Genomic DNA, 18421 nt, shown 5'->3' with positions numbered 1-18421 from the left:
AGGTTAATGCTCATGCGCTCATACCCTGCTTCGCCTGCGCCCACCGCTGCCACACCCGTGCACCCTCACGCCGGGATTGGCGAAAAGATCCGTGGCGCCCTCGCCATCGGCAAGACACGCTGGGGCATGCTGGCACTGGTGTTTTTCGCCACCACCCTCAATTACATCGACCGCGCTGCACTGGGCGTCATGCAGCCGATCCTCGCCAAACAGATGAGCTGGACGGCGATGGACTACGCCAACATCAATTTCTGGTTTCAAGTGGGTTACGCGGTCGGCTTCGTGCTGCAAGGCCGGTTCATCGACCGGGTTGGTGTCAAACGTGCGTTCTTCCTGGCCGTGCTGCTGTGGAGCTTCGCGACCGGCGCCCACGGCCTGGCGACTTCAGCGGTCGGTTTCATGGTCTGCCGGTTCATCCTCGGCCTGACCGAAGCGGCCAACTACCCGGCCTGTGTCAAGACCACCCGGTTGTGGTTCCCGGCGGGCGAACGCGCCGTGGCCACGGGCATTTTCAACGCGGGCACCAACGTTGGCGCGATGGTCACCCCGGCGCTGTTGCCGCTGATTCTGACCGTCTGGGGCTGGCAGGCGGCGTTCATTTGCATGGGTTCGTTGGGCCTGATCTGGGTCATCACCTGGCGTTTGAAATACTTCAACCCTGAAGATCATCCGACCGTTCGCCAAAGCGAGCTGGATTACATCAACCAGGCCAGCGAACCCGAGCCCGTCGCCGAGAAAGTGCCTTTCTCGAAAATCCTGAAAATGCGCGGCACCTGGGCCTTCGCCCTCGCCTATGCCATGACTGCGCCGGTGTTCTGGTTCTACTTGTACTGGCTGCCACCGTTTTTGAATCAGCAATACAACCTGGGCATCAGCGTCACGCAAATGGGCATTCCGCTGATTCTGATCTGGCTGACAGCAGACTTTGGCAGCATCGGTGGCGGCATTCTCTCTTCATGGCTGATTGGCCGGGGCATGCGCCCGACCACCTCTCGGCTGCTGTCGATGCTGATCTTCGCCTTGACGATCATTTGCGTGGTGTTCGCCGCGAACGCCAGCGGTCTGTGGGTAGCGGTTGCGGCGATCGCCCTGGCGGTGGGTGCGCACCAGGCCTGGACTGCGAACATCTGGAGCCTGGTGATGGACTACACGCCCAAACACATGATGAGCACGGTGTTCGGTTTCGGCGGGATGTGCGCGGCGATTGGCGGAATGTTCATGACCCAGATCGTCGGTGCGATCCTGACCGCGACCAACAACAACTACAACGTGCTGTTTACCCTGATTCCGGCAATGTACTTCATTGCCCTGACCTGGCTGTACTTCATGGCCCCGCGCAAAGTCGAAGCCATCGGCGACTAAGCCACGCTATTGCGCCATCGAAAGGGCCGCCCGAGCCATCGCGCGGCCCTTTCCATCTTCAACTCACCTGCGCTGAAACCACGTACTGGCGATAGAAATCCTCGACCGCCAAGTTCTTATCCTTGGCTTCGAACATGATGTCGAAGCGGTCCACGAACTGCAGCGCATAGCGATTGGTCCAGTCGTTCCACATCCGGTCGCTGTGCAGGTACAAATCTCGCTTGTTGACCACCTTCAGCAGCGCCTCCATCTCCAGCTTTTGCGCTGGCATAAACCCCAAACCTTGCAGGCTTTCGGGCGGCTGAGAGTAATGCATCGCAGGCCGCACACCGCGCCAACTGTCGATGATGCGTCCAACGCGAGGATCATCCGGCGCGATGTACTGCCCTTCATGAATCCAGCAGTGGTGAATGTCCAGCACCACGGGCGCCAGATCGGCCAGTTTCAGGCAGTCGTCGACGCCGTAGGTCTTCTCGTCGTTTTCGAAGGTGATGCAGTGCCGCGCTACGTCCGACAGGCGCGACCACACCGTGCGCACGCCTTCGGCCCCAAGGCGGCCGGCGATGTGTACGTTGCATTTGAAATCCTGAAAACGTCGGCCGTACCCCATCATGCGGATCATGTCGGCGTGGTATTCGAACTCGGCGAGGCTGTTTTCGACCACTTCTGGCCGATCCGAACCCAACACGCAGAACTGGCCGGGATGAAAGGACAGACGAATGTCAGCTTGCCGTGCGGTATCGCCAATGGCGCCAAACAGCGTCTCAAGACGGCCCATGACAGAAGGCGATTGATAGAACGCGGCGACCTTGGGGTGGCTGTAGAACGGCAACAAGTCACTGCTCAGGCGAAGCATGCGGCGCGCCACCGGCAATTGCGCGACATACCCCAACAAGCGGATCTGTGCGGCGAGGTTGTGCTCGACAATGTCCAGCAGCTTGTCCTGCGCCTCTTGCGCACTGACGCTGTCCATCCAGCGTAAGGTGGTGGTGCGCGGGTTGTAATCGCCTTCCAGAACCTTCAATTCCTTGAGCGACAGCGCGCGCTCCGGGTGACGGTACATGCAGGCAAAACCAAGACGGGGTGTATTCAAAACAGGTTCCTGAATTCAGTGAACGGGATTGAAGAGAAGACTGCGCCCGCTGCCCGAGAGTTCGCGGCAGAACGAACGAGCACCATGCCGCATTCGTTATAGACAGCCAACCCCGCCGCTCCCTAACATCCCCGTGCCACAGCGACCCGCCTTTTTTCAGTGGAACTCTGCCTATGCCGCCAGCTGTCCCTCATTACGCCCTCGCCTGGAGCCTGTTGCTGCTGCTCGCTGACGTGATCGCCTGGCACCTGCTGGCCGATCGCAACCGCATGGCCCGGATCGCCATCCGCCTCTTCGGGTTCGTCGCCTACAGTCTGGTGATCATCAATGCCGGTGTCAGCCCGCTGGAGGCCCCGGCCTGGCCAGACAACAGCGCCATGCAATTCGCCGCAACGGCGCTGGCCATCGTCTGGTGGATGTACGCGGCGCGCACTCTGACAGTATTGCTCGGCCTGCTGTTGACCGGACGGGTCGGTCACAGCGGGCGCTTGCTGCAAGAGGTCATCGGTGCGGTGATCTTTCTGATCGCCATCGTCGCGGCCGCCGGTTACGTGCTGCAACTGCCGGTCAAAGGCTTGCTGGCGACCTCGGGCGCCATGGCGATCATCGTCGGTCTGGCCTTGCAAAGTACGCTGAGCGACGTGTTCTCCGGGATCATTCTCAACACAACCAAGCCTTATCAGGTCGACGACTCGATTTCCATCGATGGCATGGAAGGCAAAGTGATGGACATCGACTGGCGCGCCACGCATCTGTTGACCGGGGTCGGCAGCATGGTAGTGATCCCCAACTCGGTGGCAGCGAAAGCCAAAATCGTCAATTTGAGTCGACCGGTCCATATTCATGGCGTGTCGATCAACATCATGATGTCGCCGCACATTCGCCCCCGTCGGGTGCTGGACGCACTTGAACGCGCTTTGCAGGGATGCAGCGCGCTGCTGCAAACGCCCAAGCCCCGCGCCGTCGTCAAAGACACCAGCCCGACCACCATCGAATACTCGATGACCGGTTTCATCAGCGATCTGGGGACCAAGAGTGACGTGCGCAACCTGCTGTTCGATCTGGCCTACCGTCATCTGGAGGCGGCGGGTATTGCGTGGCAGTCGGAAACCACCGCCGAAGAAGTCTCACGCCCCCGCGCGCTGCTGGACGAGGTGAAGGTGTTCCGCACCAGCAGCGCCGAGGAAAAAGACCAACTCGCACAGGCGATGGTCTCCCGGGAATACGCCACCGGCCAGACCATCATCGAACTGGGTGCGATCACCGACGGGCTGCTGGTCATCGCCACCGGCGTGGTCTCGGCCAATATCCCGGATGGCAACAGCATGGTCGAAGCCGGGCGTATGGGGCCAGGCGAGGTCATGGGCGAACAGAGTGTGCTGACCGACACGCCATCCGAAGCGCGCTTTATCGCGCTCACTTCATGCGTGGTCTATCGGATCGACAAGGCCGCCACGCGCAAGGCCATGGAACAACGAGTGGAAATCACCACCGCCTTGAACAAGCTGCAAGCCATCCGCCAACAGAACAGCCAGCACGTGCTGTTGCGCAAACCGGTGGCGATCAAGAAGAACAACTTCCTGGGCTGGCTACAGAAACGCTGATCCTGCGCACCGGCCTGATCGTTCTACCGAAACCCGCCCGCCCGCTGGCTTCCGCCCGCACTGGAAATCGCGTGGGCCGTGTGAATCAGCGCCGGGCCAAAGGCCTTGCGCGCATCCTCATGGCTCCAGCGGCTGGCCGGGACCGAAATGTTGATCGCCCCCAGTGGCGTGCCACCTGCGTCGACAATGGGGGCCGCGAGGCTGATGTCACCCAGGAAATATTCGCCCTCGATGCTGCTGAAGCCCTCCTCCCGCGCCTGGGCGATCTTGTCCAGCAGCGTCTCAAGATCAGTGATGGTGGCGTGGGTCTGCGCCGGACGTGGCATGGCCCTGAGCAGCTCGGCACAGGACTGATGCGCCATGCGTGACAGGTACGCCCGACCCGACGCCGTGCAGTACATCGGCAAGCTCAGGCCCAGCGGCATCGGGATCATTACCTGGTTGTGGCTGGGGAAACGGGCGACGAACACCATTTCATGGCCGTCCGGCTCGGACAGGTTGCAGCTTTCGTGGCATTCGCGGTTGAGCTGGTGCAGGTACGGCGACGCGCGGTCGATCAGGCTGTCGGTCTGCAAATAGCCAAAGCCCAGTGACAGCGCTCGGGGTGTCAGTTGATAGCGCTTGCTTTGCGGGTCTTTGCGTAAATAACCCAAGGCTTCGAGGGTAAAGGCAAAGCGTTGTGCCGCGCTTTTGGTGATCCCGGTGGCCGCCGCGATTTCCGGCAGGTTCATGCTGGGATTGCCCGCACGAAACGCCATGATCACGTCCAGTCCTCGCGCCAGGGTACTGGCGAACAGCGGTGAGTCTTCAGGCGCGACTTTCTCGGCAGGCAGTTTGTCGTCAGGCATGGAGTCTTGGCTCATGAGCGCTCAAATAAAAGCAGAGTGTTATTCGCGAACAGGTACATCCGCACGGCAGCGCGACTGTACCCGACCATTGCGGGGCGTCAACCGCCCAGATGCACCCACACCGATTTGGTCTGGGAATACTGGGTCAGCGCTTCAAGGCAACGGTCGCGGCCATTGCCTGACTGCTTGAAACCGCCCCAGGGCTGAGTCATGTCGCCGTGGTCGAAGCAGTTGACCCAGACGATCCCCGCCTCCACATCACGAGCGAAGGTCAGGGCCTGATCGATGTTCTGGGTCCAGACCGACGCCGCGAGGCCGTAGATCGAGTCGTTGGCAATCTCCAGCGCGTGTTCCAGGCCTTTGACCCGAATCGCCGCCGCCACCGGCCCGAACACCTCTTCCCGTGCCAGAGTCATCTCGGGCGCGACGTCGGCGTACAAGGTCGGGCTGACGAACGCGCCGTGCTCCAGGCCTTTCGGCACGCCGCCGCCGAACACCAGACGTCCGCCCTCGGCGTTGGCCTTGTCGATGTAGCCGAGCACCCGCTTTTGTTGCTGGAACGAAACCATCGACCCCATGCGTGTGGCCGGGTCGAACGGATCGCCCGGCAGAAAACGCGCCTGCGCCACCGCGGTGAAGCGCTCGATGAAATCGTCGTACAGGCTGTCGCAAACGGGCGCCTGCGTTGCACACTTCGCCCTGATTGGCGTAGATGCCGTTGACCGCGTAGCTCACCGCCCGGTCCAGATCGGCGACGTCGGCCAGGATGATTTGCGGGCTTTTACCGCCGCATTCGGTGGTCACCCGCTTCATGTTCGACTGACCGGCGTACACGAACATCTTCTTGCCCACGTCCACCGAACCGGTGAAACCGATCTTGTCCACGTTCATGTGCAGTGCCAGGGCCTCGCCCGCTTCCCGGCCGAAGCCCTGAATCACGTTGAACACACCGGGTGGCCCGCCCGCCTGAATGAACAGATCGGCCAGCAATACCGCGCTGGAGGGCGATTGTTCGGCGGGTTTGAGCACCACCGAATTGCCCATCGACAGTGCCGGGGCCAGCTTCCACGCCGCCATCAGCAGCGGGTAATTCCACGGCACGATCAAGCCGACCACACCGAGCGGTTGACGCAGGATGTAGTGCAACGCCTCCGGCGTGGTGCTGGTCACCGCACCTTCAAGCTTGTCGATGGTCTCGGCAAAAAACTGGAAGGACAGCGCCGAATACGGCACGTCGACCTCCAGCATGTCGGTGATCGGCTTGCCCATGTCCAGCACATCGAGCATGGCGAAGGCTTCGGCCTGTTCTTCTATGAGCTGGGCAAAGCGATACAACACCGCCATGCGGTCCCGGGGCGCCAGCCGTGACCAGCTTCCGGACTTGAACGCCCGGCGCGCGGACGTCACCGCAACATCGACATCAGCGGCCTGACTGCGCGGTGCCGTGCCGTGGACCTTGCCGGTGGCCGGATTGACCACCTCGAACGTCTCACCGCTCAGGGCCGCACAACACTCGCCCTCGATGAAATTGCTGAGGCGGTAATCGAAGCCGCTCAAGCGTTGCTGCCAATCGGCGGCGCTGCGTTGCGCCAGGGTCTGGTAGATCGTGGTCATGAACACATCCTGCACGAGCGAAAAATGGAAACGTTGTTGGGTGTCTCAGTGGGGAGCTGCCGCGAAGGCCCTGGCCGCTCCCGGCGCGACGCTGAGGCAAATGCCATCGCCGGGGCGCAGCACGTCGTTCGCCTGCCCCTGGCCATCGCGAGGCAAATCCAGTGTCAGCGCGTCCACGCCCGGCACTCGCACCTGAATGCGTAATGAACGGCCATGAAACAGCGTCTGCACCACAGTGGCCTGGGTCATGGCCGGATCGCTGCTGGCGGTACGGGATTCGACTCGCAGGTCTTCAGGACGCAGCGACACGGTCACCTGATCGCCCGTGCGCAGTGGCTGGTCGCTGCGGGCCATCATCTGCATCGCACCGACCTTGACTCGAAACAGATGCTCATCGGCGCCCGTGACCTCACCGGGCAGCAGATTGCTCGCGCCGATGAAGCCCGCCACGAAGGTGGTGGCGGGCTGGTCGTAGAGTTCAGCGGGGCCTGCGATCTGCTCGATTCGGCCATGGCGCATCACGGCAATGCGGTCCGAGATCGACAGCGCCTCGGTTTGATCGTGGGTGACCATGACGAAAGTGGTGCCCAGTTGCGATTGCAAACGCTTGAGTTCGACCTGCATGTGTTGCCGCAGGTGAGCGTCGAGTGCGGACAACGGTTCGTCGAGCAATAACACTCTGGGCCGACAGACCAACGCTCGGGCCATGGCGATTCGTTGCTGCTGACCGCCGGACAAATCCTGAACCCGCGCCTTGGCCTTGTCTGCCAGACCGACCAGTTCGAGCATTTCACGAATCCGCGTACGCGCCTCGCCTCTTCCGACACCGGCCAGACTGAGGCCGAAGCCCACGTTGTCAGTGACGTTGAGGTGTGGAAACAGCGCGTAATCCTGAAACACGGTATTGACCGGGCGCCCGTATGGCGGCGCGGAAGTCAGGTCCCGGCCATCGATGACAATCTGCCCGGAGGTCGGGCCTTCAAATCCGGCGATCAGCCGCAGCGTCGTGGTTTTGCCACACCCGGACGGCCCGAGCAGGCTGATGAACTCGCCGCTGGCAATGTCCAGGTCGATGTTATCGACGCTCAGAATGCTCTCGGTGTAACGCTTGCTGACGCCCCGGAGGCTGACCACATGGGTGTCTGTCATGGGCGAATCCTCGCTGAAATAGGTGCAACGTGCTTTCCAGTCGTTCCCAGTCCGGCTTAGCGACGGCAGCGATCTCACCGACGCCACCGCAGGCAAGCCATGTGCAACAGAGCTGGACCTAACCGCCCGCCTTCACCCGCTCGAACAATTTGGCCAGTTCGTCATTGCTCGGAATCGGCTTGGTCAGCACGGTATCGCGCAGCATGGTTTCCGGGTCGTTGGGCAGGGACAGCTCTTCGAGCTTGGCCGCCGGGACTTTTTTGAAGGCCGCTTCACTGGCGCTGCCGTAGCCGTATTCGTTGATCAGGCTGGCACCGGAATCCGGGTTCATGCGGGCGTTGATGAAGTCATACGCCAGGTCCACATGCTTGGCGTCCTTGAGCATGACCATGCCGCACACCCAGGTCAGCATGCCTTCCTTGGGCTTCATGAACGCCACCGGCACGTTCTGTTTCTTCAGCGCCGTGGCCGAAGCGTTCCAGGCCATGGCCGCGACCAGCTCGCCACTGGCCAGGCTTTGCTCCACGGAGGTCATGTCGGTGGTGTACGAGGACATCAAAGGCCGCTGCTGACGCAGCATCGCGCCGACTTTCTCCAACTGCGCGTCGTCCATCTTCTTGAACGGATCGACACCCGCGAGCAAAGCCGCCACCAGCGGTGTGTCGTGCACCGCGTCGATGGTGGCCATCTTCCCGGCATAAGGTGACGCCGGGTCGAAGAACATTTTCCAGGTCGGTTGCGGGTCTTTCACCAGGTCAGTGCGGTACAGGATCGAGGTATTGCCCCAGTCCCACGGCACCATCCAGACCTTGCCATCGGCATCGACAATGCCCGGCAGTTTCTGCAAGACCGGGAAAATCTGGCCCCAGTTCTTCAACCGTTTCGGGTCCAGCGGCTGAATCAACCCGGCCTGTTTCCAACGGTCCAGCTTGTCGTAGCACGGGTGCGCAAGGTCCGGGTGAAAGCCCGCCCGGGCCTTGGACAGCGCGTCGTCGTCATCACCGAACACCGAGATGTCCACCTGTCCGGCGTGGGCTTTTTCGAAGTCGCTGTGAAACTGCGGCAGTTCGTAACCCGACCAGGTGAAATAGGTCAGCTTGCCGCTATCGGCCGCCTGCGCCCCTTGTTGCAACAACGTGACACCAAGGGCAAAAGCCCCCAGCCCCATTACCCAGGCGCGTGAATCTGTCATGCGGATTTTCATGAGACCTCCGAGCTATTTCGTTATGGAGTTGGCAGAGGAACGGGTGTCGCGGCGACGAAGGTGTTCGGCCAGCGCCGCGATGATCACGGAGACCACAAGGATCACCGTACCGAGCGCCATCACGCTCGGCAGTTGCTTGGGAAAGCGCAGTTGGCTCCAGATATAGATCGGCAACGTAGGCTCGGTGCCGACCAGGAAGAACGCGACGATGAACTCGTCGAACGAGGTGATAAACGCCAGCATGAACGCCGACACCAGCCCCGGTAACGCCAATGGCAGGGCCACGCGACGAAAAGTGATCCACTCGTCCGCGCCCAGGTCCATGGCCGCGTCCTCAAGGCTGCGAGGAAAGGCCGCGAACCGGCTGCGCATCACCACCACCGTCGTCGGCAGCCAAAAACACACGTGCCCGACCACGATCGCCCCCAACGACGGCCCCGGCCCGATCAGGTTCACGCCCACCAGCAACGCAATGCCCAACACCACGCCGGGCAGCAGGATCGGCAGCCGCGCCAGTAACGAGATGCTGCGGGCCAGTGGCGAGCTGCGGCGCAGGTCCGCATAGGCAATCAGACACCCGGCAGCCGTGGCGATGGCCGCCGCCGTGCTCGCCACGATCAGACTGTTGAGCGCGGCATTGCGCAGGCGCGGATCATCCAACAGGCTCTGGTACCACTGCACCGTGAAGCCTTTGAGCGGGAACGCCGGAGCGATGGAATCGTTGAACGAAAACACCGGAATCAGCAGCGTCGGCAAATACAGAAACACCAGATAGGCCGCAACGTACGCCGCCAGCCAGTTGCGCGTCAGGTAGCGAGTCATGTGCGGGTGCTCCAACGGGTGACGATCCAGCGCGCCGCCACCACGACCACGGCAATGGCGATCATGCTGATCACCGCCAGCGCCGCCCCTGCGGGCCAGTCGTTGGCTTTGCCGAATTGCGCCTGAATCAGGGTGCCTATCATCGAGCTGTTGGGGCCGCCGACCAGCGCCGGGGTCACGTAGTCGCCCACCGTCGGCACGAACACCACCAGCGCCGCCGACAGAATGCCGGGCACCGACAGGGGCAACACCACGCGGAAAAAGCCCTGCCACGGTTTGGCCCCGAGATCGGACGCCGCTTCGAAGAGGTTTTTTGGCAAGCCTTGCAGGCAGATGTACAACGGCAACACCGCGAACGCCGCATAGGCATGGGCCAGGGTCACCACCACCGTGGACGGGGTGTTGAGCAGGCCGTTCAGCGGCGTGTCGATAAGCCCCAACTGCATCAGCGCCGAATTGAGCACGCCGTTGTAGGCCAGGACGATTTTCCAGGCGAACACCCGCAACAGGTAACTGGTCCAGAACGGCAGCGTCACCAGAAACAACAACAGATGACGCCAGCGACCGGCGCGAAACGCGAGGAAATACGCCACCGGAAAGGCCAACACCACGGTGGCGGTCGTGACAATCGCCGAGAGCACAATCGAGCGCAACAGCACCAGGCGCGTCAGGGGATCGGTGAGTGCCGACCACAGATTGTCGAAACTGAAAGCCGAACCAAGGATCTGGCCGTCATTGACCCGCACGCTCATGTACAGCAGCAGCCCCAGCGCGAACAGAATCAAGGTGCAGGTGATCAACCCACCCGGCAGATTGAGCAAGGCATCGAACAGTCGCGCGCGCGAGCGTCGTGGCGCAGGTGTGGCGGATGCGGTCATGGGTGCACTGACCTCGGCGTGTGTGCGGCTCATCGTCTGGCTCCCCTGACCCGGCGCTCGAACAAATCCTGAAAGCGCATGACGTTGGCGGCCACCCGCGCTACGTTGCGGTGCAAAGGCGCAGCGGGCATGGCTTTGAACGGCGTCACCGGGTAGACACTCTCTTCAGCGGGCAAGCCGCGAACCAGATCGGCCACCAGTGCGCCCATGCGGGTCGCCATCGCCACACCACGCCCGTAATAGCCCAACGCGACCGTCAACCCCGGTTCAGGCTGGCTCAACATCGGGATACTCGCTGCGGGCACCGCGACTCGACCGCACCAACAGTGAGTGATCGGGACGTTTTCCAGCATTGGGTAGATGTCGAGCATCTCGGCCCTGACCCGAGCGACATCGGCGAGGTTCAATGCATCGCGGAAGGCACCTCGCGTCCCGAGCACAAAGCGACCATCGTGAGTACGACGGAAATAGCGCAGCACGCGAAAGGTGTCCGACACCGGCAGGCCGCCCGGCAACACTTGCGCCAGCATTTCGGCAGGCAACGGCGCCGTCGCGGCTTGCAGACTCCACAGCGTGACATAGGTGTGGGGCAACGCGGGCAACAGGGGCGAAGAATAAGCATTGGTAGCAATGACCACCTGCTCGGCCCGGACCTCACCGCTGGCCGTCACCACCGTCCAGCCGCCCTCCGTGCGACGCAATTGCAGTGCCGCACTGTGTTCGAAGATCCGCACGCCCCGTTCCCGCGCCGCTGCGGCCAAGCCGTGAACGTACTGATAGGGTTGCACTTGCCCGGCGCGGCGATCCAGCAGCGCGCCCTGGTAGATCGACGCGCCCAACAACTGGCGAGTCTGGCCCTTGTCCAGAATCTGCACATCGGCACCCCGGCCCTGCCATTGAACCGCGCGATTGATCAGGCCATCCAGCGCCGTTTCGTGGTGGGCCGCCTGTAGCCAGCCATCCTGCCGGGCGTCGCATTCGATGCCCAGGCGGCGGATCAACTCGAAGACATAATCTGCCGCGCCGCCGACCAACTCCACCAATGCCGCGCCCCGCTTTTGGCCGAAACGCTGCTCCAGCTCGTCAGGATTGAGCTTGAGGCCTGGAATGACCTGTCCCCCGTTACGCCCCGAGGCCCCGTCGCCAATGTTCATCCCGTCGAGCACCAGCACGTCCTGCTCGGTGGCCGACAAGGCGAGCGCGGTGGACAAACCGGTGTAGCCCGCCCCAATCACCACACAGCGCGCACGGGACGGCAGGGTGGCAGCGAACGAGGGCATTGGACAGTGGGCATGCCAGAGACAATTGAACGGATCGGACGCAGTTTTCAAGATTCACCCGTATCGATGTTCGATATGTTTCTATTTATATTCGATAGAAATGGATGCGCAAGGCCAGGAAGCGACGGGTGTCGTTTCCGGTGCTTTGAGGTCGTTAACGTGAGCGAAGGGTATCGATGTTCGATAGGACGGCAGGCTTGGGACAAGCCTGCACAGGGATCAGAGGCGAAGTGGCATGAAGAGCGATCGTTAGATCAGCGAGGCAAACCGGCGCCAGACCGACGAATGATCTTGATCGAATGCTTGATCGCGGGTTTGCGGGTCACGCTGATTGCTCGCCGGGTCACGGTGTCCAGGGTGATGTTCCAGAAGCCGGTGCTTGGCACCACGATTTTCGCCGGAAAACGGTCGAACGCCCCACCGTGGTAGGTGTGGCGCCCACCGTTCTTGAAGCTGCGAAAGTTGGCATCGCTCATGAGGCGAATATTGCAAACACCCGATGACTCGATGACGACAATGTCGCCTTCATTGAGGTGCTCACGCTGATGGATGAATTTCACGGGACTCCACGGGGTAACCGACAAAGCGCGAGGATACCACGACAGCTCCGGCAAGGATTGCCAGCGCACACCCGCACCATTAGCATCGCGCCCTTTCGCACGGACAACACGCCATGAATGAAGAACTCCAGATCATCGACCTTGAAGAAGGCACCGGCAAGGCGGCGGTCAAAGGCGCGCTGATCACCACGCAATACACCGGTACGCTGGAAGACGGTACGGTGTTCGATTCCTCCTGGGAGCGCGGCAAGCCCTTCCAGTGCGTGATCGGCACAGGCCGCGTGATCAAGGGCTGGGATCTGGGGCTGATGGGCATGAAAGTCGGCGGCAAGCGCAAGCTGCTGGTTCCGTCGCACCTGGCCTACGGCGAGCGCAGCATGGGCGCGCACATCAAACCCCATTCGAATTTGATTTTCGAGATCGAGTTGCTGGAAGTGTTGACGCGGGACGACTGATCCGACTCGGTCGAGCGTTCTGTGCGAGGTACCCTGGTGGAGCGCGTCATTTTGTTCTGCGTGCGCTCTTGCCGTTTGCTCTTGCTCTTCATACACAAATAGCTCAGACACCGCCGACCGCAACTTGCGTTCAGCCTGCACCCAAGTCGCGTTCGGCTGTGTCTGCGCCATCGCGTAAGAAGATCACGATCAAGATCAACGGCAACCGTCGGTGTAAAACAGGCGATCTGCCGGATTTTGTTGCCGCCCACCACAGATTCATCGTTCTGCGGCATTGCACCCTCCATTCCCTAAAAATGTTGTGCTACACCTAGTTACAGGCTGTATATCCAGCACTTTCAGAGATGAGACCGTCTATGCGTTTGAACATGCCGGTGACACAACAGGAACGCACCTTTGCAGCCAGCGAGCGCTTGATTTCCACCACCGACCTCAGCAGCCACATCACCTACTGCAACGACGCCTTCGTTGCCTTGAGCGGCTTCACCCGTGAAGAACTGATCGGTCAGCCCCACAACCTCGTGCGCCACCCCGATATGCCACCGTCGGTGTTCGCCCATATGTGGGACACCATCAAACAAGGCAAACCCTGGATGGGCGTGGTGAAGAATCGCAGCAAGAACGGCGATTTCTACTGGGTCAGCGCCTACGTCACACCGATCTACGAAAACGGCAAGATCGCCGGCTTCGAATCGGTCCGCTCCCTGCCCACCCGAGACCAAGTGCGCCGCGCCGAGGCGCTGTACGCCCGATTGCGGGCGGGCAAACCCGCGGTGTCCTCGTTCAGCACCGCGCGCTATCACCTGATGCGCCAATTACCGCTGCTGCTCGCCGCCCTGGTGCTGGGCGTGTGCAATTACGTACTGCCCGAGCATGCCACCCTCGGCGTCATGCTGCTGACCCTCATCGCCCTGAGCGCGGTACTGGAGTGGCGCCAGAACCAGACCCTGAAAACCATTCTCGACGATCACCCGAAAGCCTTCACCGACCCGCTGATCGCCCTCACCTACAGCGACAATCACGGCCCTCAGGCCAGGCTCGATCTGGCGCTGCTCAGCGAGGAGGCTCGTCTGCAAACCGCCCTGACGCGCCTGGTGGACGCAGGAGAAAGCGTCAAACAGCGCGCCGGGCAATCCGCCAGCCTGTCGCTGCTGCAAGCCGAAGCGCTGGATCAGCAACGCAGTGAGACTGAGCAGTCGGCCACCGCCATCAACCAAATGGCAGCGACGATTCAGGAAGTCACCCACAACGTGCAAAGCACCGCCCACGCCGCTCAAGAGGCTGACACCCTCGCCCAGCAAGGCCGCGGATTGGCGGATGACAGCCTCTTGGCGATTCGGCACATGGCCAATTCGGTGAGCGAAATCGGCGAGGCCGTGGGCGAACTGGCAGGGGCCACACAATCGATTGGCAGCGTCGTCGACGTGATCAACGCCATTGCCCAGCAAACCAACCTGTTGGCCCTCAACGCGGCCATTGAAGCGGCGCGGGCCGGTGAACAAGGTCGAGGATTCGCGGTGGTGGCCGACGAAGTGCGCTCACTGGCTTCGCGCACGCAAACCTCCACCGAACAGATTCAGGGCATCATCGGCGAACTGCGCGAAGGCGCAAATCGCGCCGTGGCCACCGCCACGCGTGGCCAGGCCATGTCTCAGGAAAGCGTGGCCAGTGTCGAAGCCGTGCAACAGGCCCTCAGCGGCATCAGCGAAGCGGTGACGCGCATCACCGGCATGAGTCAGCAAATGGCTTCGGCCTCCGAGCAACAGACCCACGTGGCCGAAAGCATCAACCAACAGATCAATCGCATCGCCCAATTGTGCGATCAAAGCGCGGGCCAGGCCCAGCAAGGCTCCAGTATCAGCCGGGAACTGGAACATATGGCGCAGTATCTGCACAGCCTCGCCGAACGCTTCAATCGTTGAGCGGGCCTGCCATCAGACCCGCGTCATCGATCAGACTCAGGATTGCCGAGGCAGAGGACTGACCGACGGCCCGGCAAGCAGTTCCGGCCTCTTCGCCGGAACGTGCGCATTGGCGGTCGAAGGCTGCCCGGCCTGGGAGCAAGCGAAGAAATCCTCCTTGCGCAAGATCACCAACGCAATCAGCGACGCGCCACCGTGGCGACGTAAAAATACTTTTTCGGTTTCTTGAACGAGGCCATGCGCGACACGAACCAGGTGTTGAGCGCATCGTGGTTCAGCGCTTGTCTACTCCCCCGCTGCGATCTTGTTCGAGGCAAAGCGGTACTGTCCCTTGCCTCGACGCTTGGCCTCATACATCGCCGAATCGGCAGCACGCATCAGGCCTTCGACGGTGTTGCCGTTTCTGAGCAGGCAGGCGATGCCAACACTGGCCCCGAGTCGAAAGTTCTCCTGATCGGCGGACACCTGCGCAATCAGTTTCCCGGCGACGGCCGCAGCATCGTCCGGTCCGTTGACCCCCTCGATGATGACCGTGAATTCATCGCCGCCGATTCTCGCCAACCGGTCGTAAGGCCGCAGGCATCCCTGCAGCTGAGTGCTCACCCAGCGCAACGCGTCATCGCCGCGCTCATGGCCGAACTGATCGTTGATCTGCTTGAAACCGTCCAGGTCCAGATACAGCAGCACACTCATGCGGTCGGTCCGTTGGGTTCGGGCAATGGCGGCCTGCAACGCTTGCATGAAACCCCGTCGGTTGAGCAGCCCGGTCAGTGCATCGGTGATCGTCATCACTTCCAGTTGGTGGTGCAGTTCGCGAACGGCGGACATGTCCAGCGCCAGCAACGTCATCGCGCGTTGGTCAGGGGGGAGCGGCGAACAGGACAGCGCCACCGGGAGGCTTCGCCCCTCCCGAGTGCGCAAGTTGGCGTCATGCAGGCGAAGGCTTTCGCCGCGCTGTAAATGATCGTGCCACACCGAATGCTGCCAGGTGTCTTCGTGGGGCGATTCGATCCACTCCAGCAGCGCAGTGCCCTGCAACTCGCTACCGGCGCAGCCCAGCATGCGGGTGATCGCCGGATTGGCGAAACGGATGATGCCCTCGTCGCTGACCACCAGAATGCCTTCGGCGGTGTTGTCCAGAATAGACGCGTTGAACGAACGCTCACGCTCCAGTTGCTCGCTGGTGTGCTTGAGCCCTCTTCGATAATGGTCGTGCTCCAGCAGAATGCGCGCCTTGTGCAGCAACATGTTCGGCTGCACCGGTTTGCTGAGGAAATCCACGGCTCCTGCGGAATACCCCTGATTGAGCACGGTGTCGGTCTGGCGAATGCCGGAAATGAAAATGATCGGGGTGAAGCGGGTTTCCGGGTCGGCGCGCATCCGTCGCGCCACTTCAAAGCCGTCCATGCCGGGCATTTGCACGTCCATCAGCACCAGGCCGATTTGCCCGGTGGCCATCCGTTCAAGGGCTTTGACGCCGGAGTCGACGCAGCGCACCGTACGACCGAGGTCTTCGAGCAACTCCTGCATTTCTTCCAGATTTTCGGCCTGGTCATCCACCACCAGAATTTCCAGCGCTTGGCCTTCCACGTGCAACACGCACCTCCATGTTCAGGGCGCCCACCTCTTTCGGCCTGCTGCCAAACAGACCTCGCGGGCAACGCAGCGAAAGCATAGACGATGCGCTGAAACAGACGACCGGTCAAAACCCTCGAACGCCCGTGAATCGGGCTTTTTGTCGCCTTATAATTCTCAACTTGACCCAGTGACGGTGCATTTCTGCCAAAACAGGTGACGAAATATCTTTAGCTGAATCGCTTCATGACGATATCATGGCGCCATCATTACGTCGGACGTCCTATCTCATGAACCTCAGAAGCCTGAACATTGCCCCCCGATCACTGATGTGTTTCGGTTTTTTTGCCCTCCTGATTTCCGCTGTCGGGGTGTTCTCGCTGATGCAGTCTTCGCGCTTGAAAGACGCCCGCGACGCCTTGCAAGACAACGTGCTGCCCACCCTCATGACCATCGCCGACATCAAAAATGACCTGCTGACGATTCGCCTGGGCAATACCAGCCTGCGTGCCGCGCAAACGACCGAGAGCGCGGACAGCGCGCGCAAGCGGGTCAATCAAGGCCGCGCCGATCTGGAAAAAGACGTAAAGCGCCTCAAACCCATGCTGGTCACTGAGCGTGGCCAGAATGTGTATCAGGCAATGGAAGCCAACATGATCGCCTACCTCGCCGTCCATACCCGTTACCTGGAGGCGGTGGCGCAGAACCGCGATGACGTGATCACGGCGATGACCCAACCATCTGGCGAGCAAACCCGCGCCGCTGACGTTCTGACCCAAGACATCGCCACCATTTCCCAATTGGCGACGCTCAAGATGGAGGACTCCGACGCGGCGGCTGACGACAGCTATGAACAGTCGCGCAACGTCGTCATCGCCGCGATTCTGGTTGCACTCGCTGCGACGGTGACCCTGGCCGCCCTTTTCACCCGCAGCCTGGTGGCACCGATTGCCAAAGCCCTGGCCGTAGCCGAGCAGATTGCCGCCAATGACCTGAGCCAACCGATTCAGGTCGATGGCTCCGATGAGCCGGGGCGTCTGCTTCAGGCCCTGTCGTTGATGCAGGACAACCTGCGTCGCACCATCGCTGAACTGGGTGATTCCTCCAGTCAATTGGCGTCGACGTCCGAAGAAATGACCGCTGTGACCGAGGACGCCCTGCGGGGTGTTCAGCGACAGAACGACGAAATCAATCAGGCGGCCACGGCGATCAATCAGATGAGCGCCGCCGTCGAGGAAGTCGCCCGCAATGCGGCATTGGCCTCTGCGGCAGCGCGCGAATCCAGCGAATCGGCGCAGAACGGTCGTCAACGCGTGGACGAAACCGTCAGCGTCATCAATGAACTGCATCAGGCGGTCGGTGCGACGGCCGTGGAAATCAACGGCCTGGCCAGTCAGGTACAAAGCATCAGTGGCGTGCTGGACGTGATTCGCGGCATTGCCGACCAGACCAATCTGTTGGCCCTCAACGCCGCCATCGAGGCCGCCCGTGCCGGTGAAGCCGGTCGCGGCTTTGCGGTGGTCGCCGATGAAGTGCGCGCGCTGGCCCATCGGACCCAACAATCGACCGCCGAAATCGAGAAAATGATCGCCTCCATTCAAGGCGGCACTGACAAGGCCGTCACGGCGATGGACCAGAGCAGTGACCGCGCCCGGGCCAGCCTGGAGGTGGCCGAAGCGGCCGGAATCGCGCTGGCGCAGATCACCAGCGCCATCGTGCAAATCAACGAGCGCAACGTCAGCATTGCCTCCGCGACGGAAGAACAGGCCCAGGTGGCCCGTGAAGTCGACCGTAACCTCACCAGCATTCGCGATTTGTCGTTGCAGACCTCTGCGGGCGCCAACCAGACATCAGCCGCCAGTGGCGAACTGTCGCAACTGGCGGTGGGATTGAATGGGTTGGTGTTGCAGTTCCGGACGTGACCCATCTCGGGCAGCATCGGATATTGCTCAACAGCGGCCAAGCCCGCGACGATGACTTCGCTTGAGACAAAATTGTCGGTAAAGCCTTGAAGGTAGCCTTGCGGCCAATAGATCGCGTGCATGGTCGTGGGGA

At 61.5% G+C, this 18421-nt stretch carries 14 protein-coding genes and 1 pseudogene; 5 read left to right on the top strand and 10 right to left on the bottom strand.

The annotated features are described in order from the left end of the window. The first annotated feature begins 12 nt into the window (after window positions 1–12). Window positions 13–1362, top strand: coding sequence for an MFS transporter (locus ACI5GA_RS00200; protein ID WP_404637815.1), 1350 nt, complete (start codon window positions 13–15; stop codon window positions 1360–1362). Between the two features lie 58 nt (window positions 1363–1420). Here ACI5GA_RS00200 and ACI5GA_RS00195 read toward each other — a convergent pair whose 3' ends face one another. Further along, on the bottom strand, window positions 1421–2425 hold the full coding sequence (locus tag ACI5GA_RS00195) for a UV damage endonuclease UvsE (protein WP_421425417.1): 1005 nt from the start codon (window positions 2423–2425) through the stop codon (window positions 1421–1423). Between the two features lie 203 nt (window positions 2426–2628). Here ACI5GA_RS00195 and ACI5GA_RS00190 point away from each other — a divergent pair, with 203 nt between their 5' ends. Further along, the gene (locus ACI5GA_RS00190; RefSeq protein ID WP_404637813.1) at window positions 2629–4059 is read left to right on the top strand and encodes a mechanosensitive ion channel domain-containing protein; all 1431 of its coding nucleotides are present in this window, start codon (window positions 2629–2631) and stop codon (window positions 4057–4059) included. Between the two features lie 23 nt (window positions 4060–4082). On the opposite strand, the gene ACI5GA_RS00185 is transcribed toward ACI5GA_RS00190, so the two are convergent. The 8 genes and pseudogenes from ACI5GA_RS00185 to ACI5GA_RS00150 all read right to left on the bottom strand — a co-directional run bounded on the left by ACI5GA_RS00185 (window position 4083) and on the right by ACI5GA_RS00150 (window position 12414). Beyond that, window positions 4083–4922: an IclR family transcriptional regulator gene (locus ACI5GA_RS00185; RefSeq protein ID WP_421421022.1), complete on the bottom strand. Its 840-nt coding sequence runs from the start codon at window positions 4920–4922 to the stop codon at window positions 4083–4085. An 83-nt stretch (window positions 4923–5005) separates the two neighbouring features. Beyond that, window positions 5006–6521: pseudogene (locus ACI5GA_RS00180) on the bottom strand (aldehyde dehydrogenase family protein). Between the two features lie 45 nt (window positions 6522–6566). Continuing rightward, the gene (locus tag ACI5GA_RS00175; protein ID WP_421421020.1) at window positions 6567–7670 is read right to left on the bottom strand and encodes an ABC transporter ATP-binding protein; all 1104 of its coding nucleotides are present in this window, start codon (window positions 7668–7670) and stop codon (window positions 6567–6569) included. Between the two features lie 118 nt (window positions 7671–7788). Beyond that, window positions 7789–8862, bottom strand: a complete 1074-nt coding sequence (locus ACI5GA_RS00170; protein ID WP_404637805.1) for an ABC transporter substrate-binding protein — start codon at window positions 8860–8862, stop codon at window positions 7789–7791. A 24-nt stretch (window positions 8863–8886) separates the two neighbouring features. Continuing rightward, window positions 8887–9696 (bottom strand): ABC transporter permease, encoded by an 810-nt coding sequence (locus tag ACI5GA_RS00165; RefSeq protein ID WP_421421018.1) that lies wholly within the window; start codon window positions 9694–9696, stop codon window positions 8887–8889. Beyond that, window positions 9693–10607 (bottom strand): ABC transporter permease, encoded by a 915-nt coding sequence (locus ACI5GA_RS00160; RefSeq protein ID WP_421421016.1) that lies wholly within the window; start codon window positions 10605–10607, stop codon window positions 9693–9695. Before ACI5GA_RS00160 ends, ACI5GA_RS00165 begins: the two co-directional genes overlap by 4 nt. Then, window positions 10604–11854, bottom strand: coding sequence for an NAD(P)/FAD-dependent oxidoreductase (locus ACI5GA_RS00155; protein ID WP_404637799.1), 1251 nt, complete (start codon window positions 11852–11854; stop codon window positions 10604–10606). Before ACI5GA_RS00155 ends, ACI5GA_RS00160 begins: the two co-directional genes overlap by 4 nt. 254 nt (window positions 11855–12108) lie before the next feature. After that, window positions 12109–12414: a DUF1883 domain-containing protein gene (locus ACI5GA_RS00150; protein ID WP_404637797.1), complete on the bottom strand. Its 306-nt coding sequence runs from the start codon at window positions 12412–12414 to the stop codon at window positions 12109–12111. Window positions 12415–12527: 113 nt separating this feature from the next. Between ACI5GA_RS00150 and ACI5GA_RS00145 the strand changes: the two genes are divergently transcribed. Together ACI5GA_RS00145 and ACI5GA_RS00140 are read left to right on the top strand one after the other, a co-directional pair. Next, window positions 12528–12869 (top strand): FKBP-type peptidyl-prolyl cis-trans isomerase, encoded by a 342-nt coding sequence (locus tag ACI5GA_RS00145; protein WP_404637795.1) that lies wholly within the window; start codon window positions 12528–12530, stop codon window positions 12867–12869. Between the two features lie 356 nt (window positions 12870–13225). Continuing rightward, on the top strand, window positions 13226–14791 hold the full coding sequence (locus ACI5GA_RS00140) for a methyl-accepting chemotaxis protein (RefSeq protein WP_421421013.1): 1566 nt from the start codon (window positions 13226–13228) through the stop codon (window positions 14789–14791). A gap of 285 nt (window positions 14792–15076) precedes the next feature. On the opposite strand, the gene ACI5GA_RS00135 is transcribed toward ACI5GA_RS00140, so the two are convergent. After that, on the bottom strand, window positions 15077–16390 hold the full coding sequence (locus tag ACI5GA_RS00135; RefSeq protein WP_421421011.1) for a diguanylate cyclase domain-containing protein: 1314 nt from the start codon (window positions 16388–16390) through the stop codon (window positions 15077–15079). Window positions 16391–16656: 266 nt separating this feature from the next. On the opposite strand from ACI5GA_RS00135, the gene ACI5GA_RS00130 reads away from it, so the two are divergent. Further along, window positions 16657–18288 carry a methyl-accepting chemotaxis protein gene (locus ACI5GA_RS00130; RefSeq protein ID WP_421421009.1) on the top strand — a complete coding sequence of 544 codons (1632 nt, stop codon included), beginning with the start codon at window positions 16657–16659 and terminating at the stop codon, window positions 18286–18288. Window positions 18289–18421 lie beyond the last annotated feature (133 nt).

Origin of the sequence: Pseudomonas sp. Pseu.R1 (assembly GCF_045764065.1) — a bacterium.
Classification (GTDB): Bacteria; Pseudomonadota; Gammaproteobacteria; order Pseudomonadales; family Pseudomonadaceae; genus Aquipseudomonas.
Note: the sequence above shows the minus strand (reverse complement) of the source record. Positions and strands in the feature narration are given on the sequence as shown.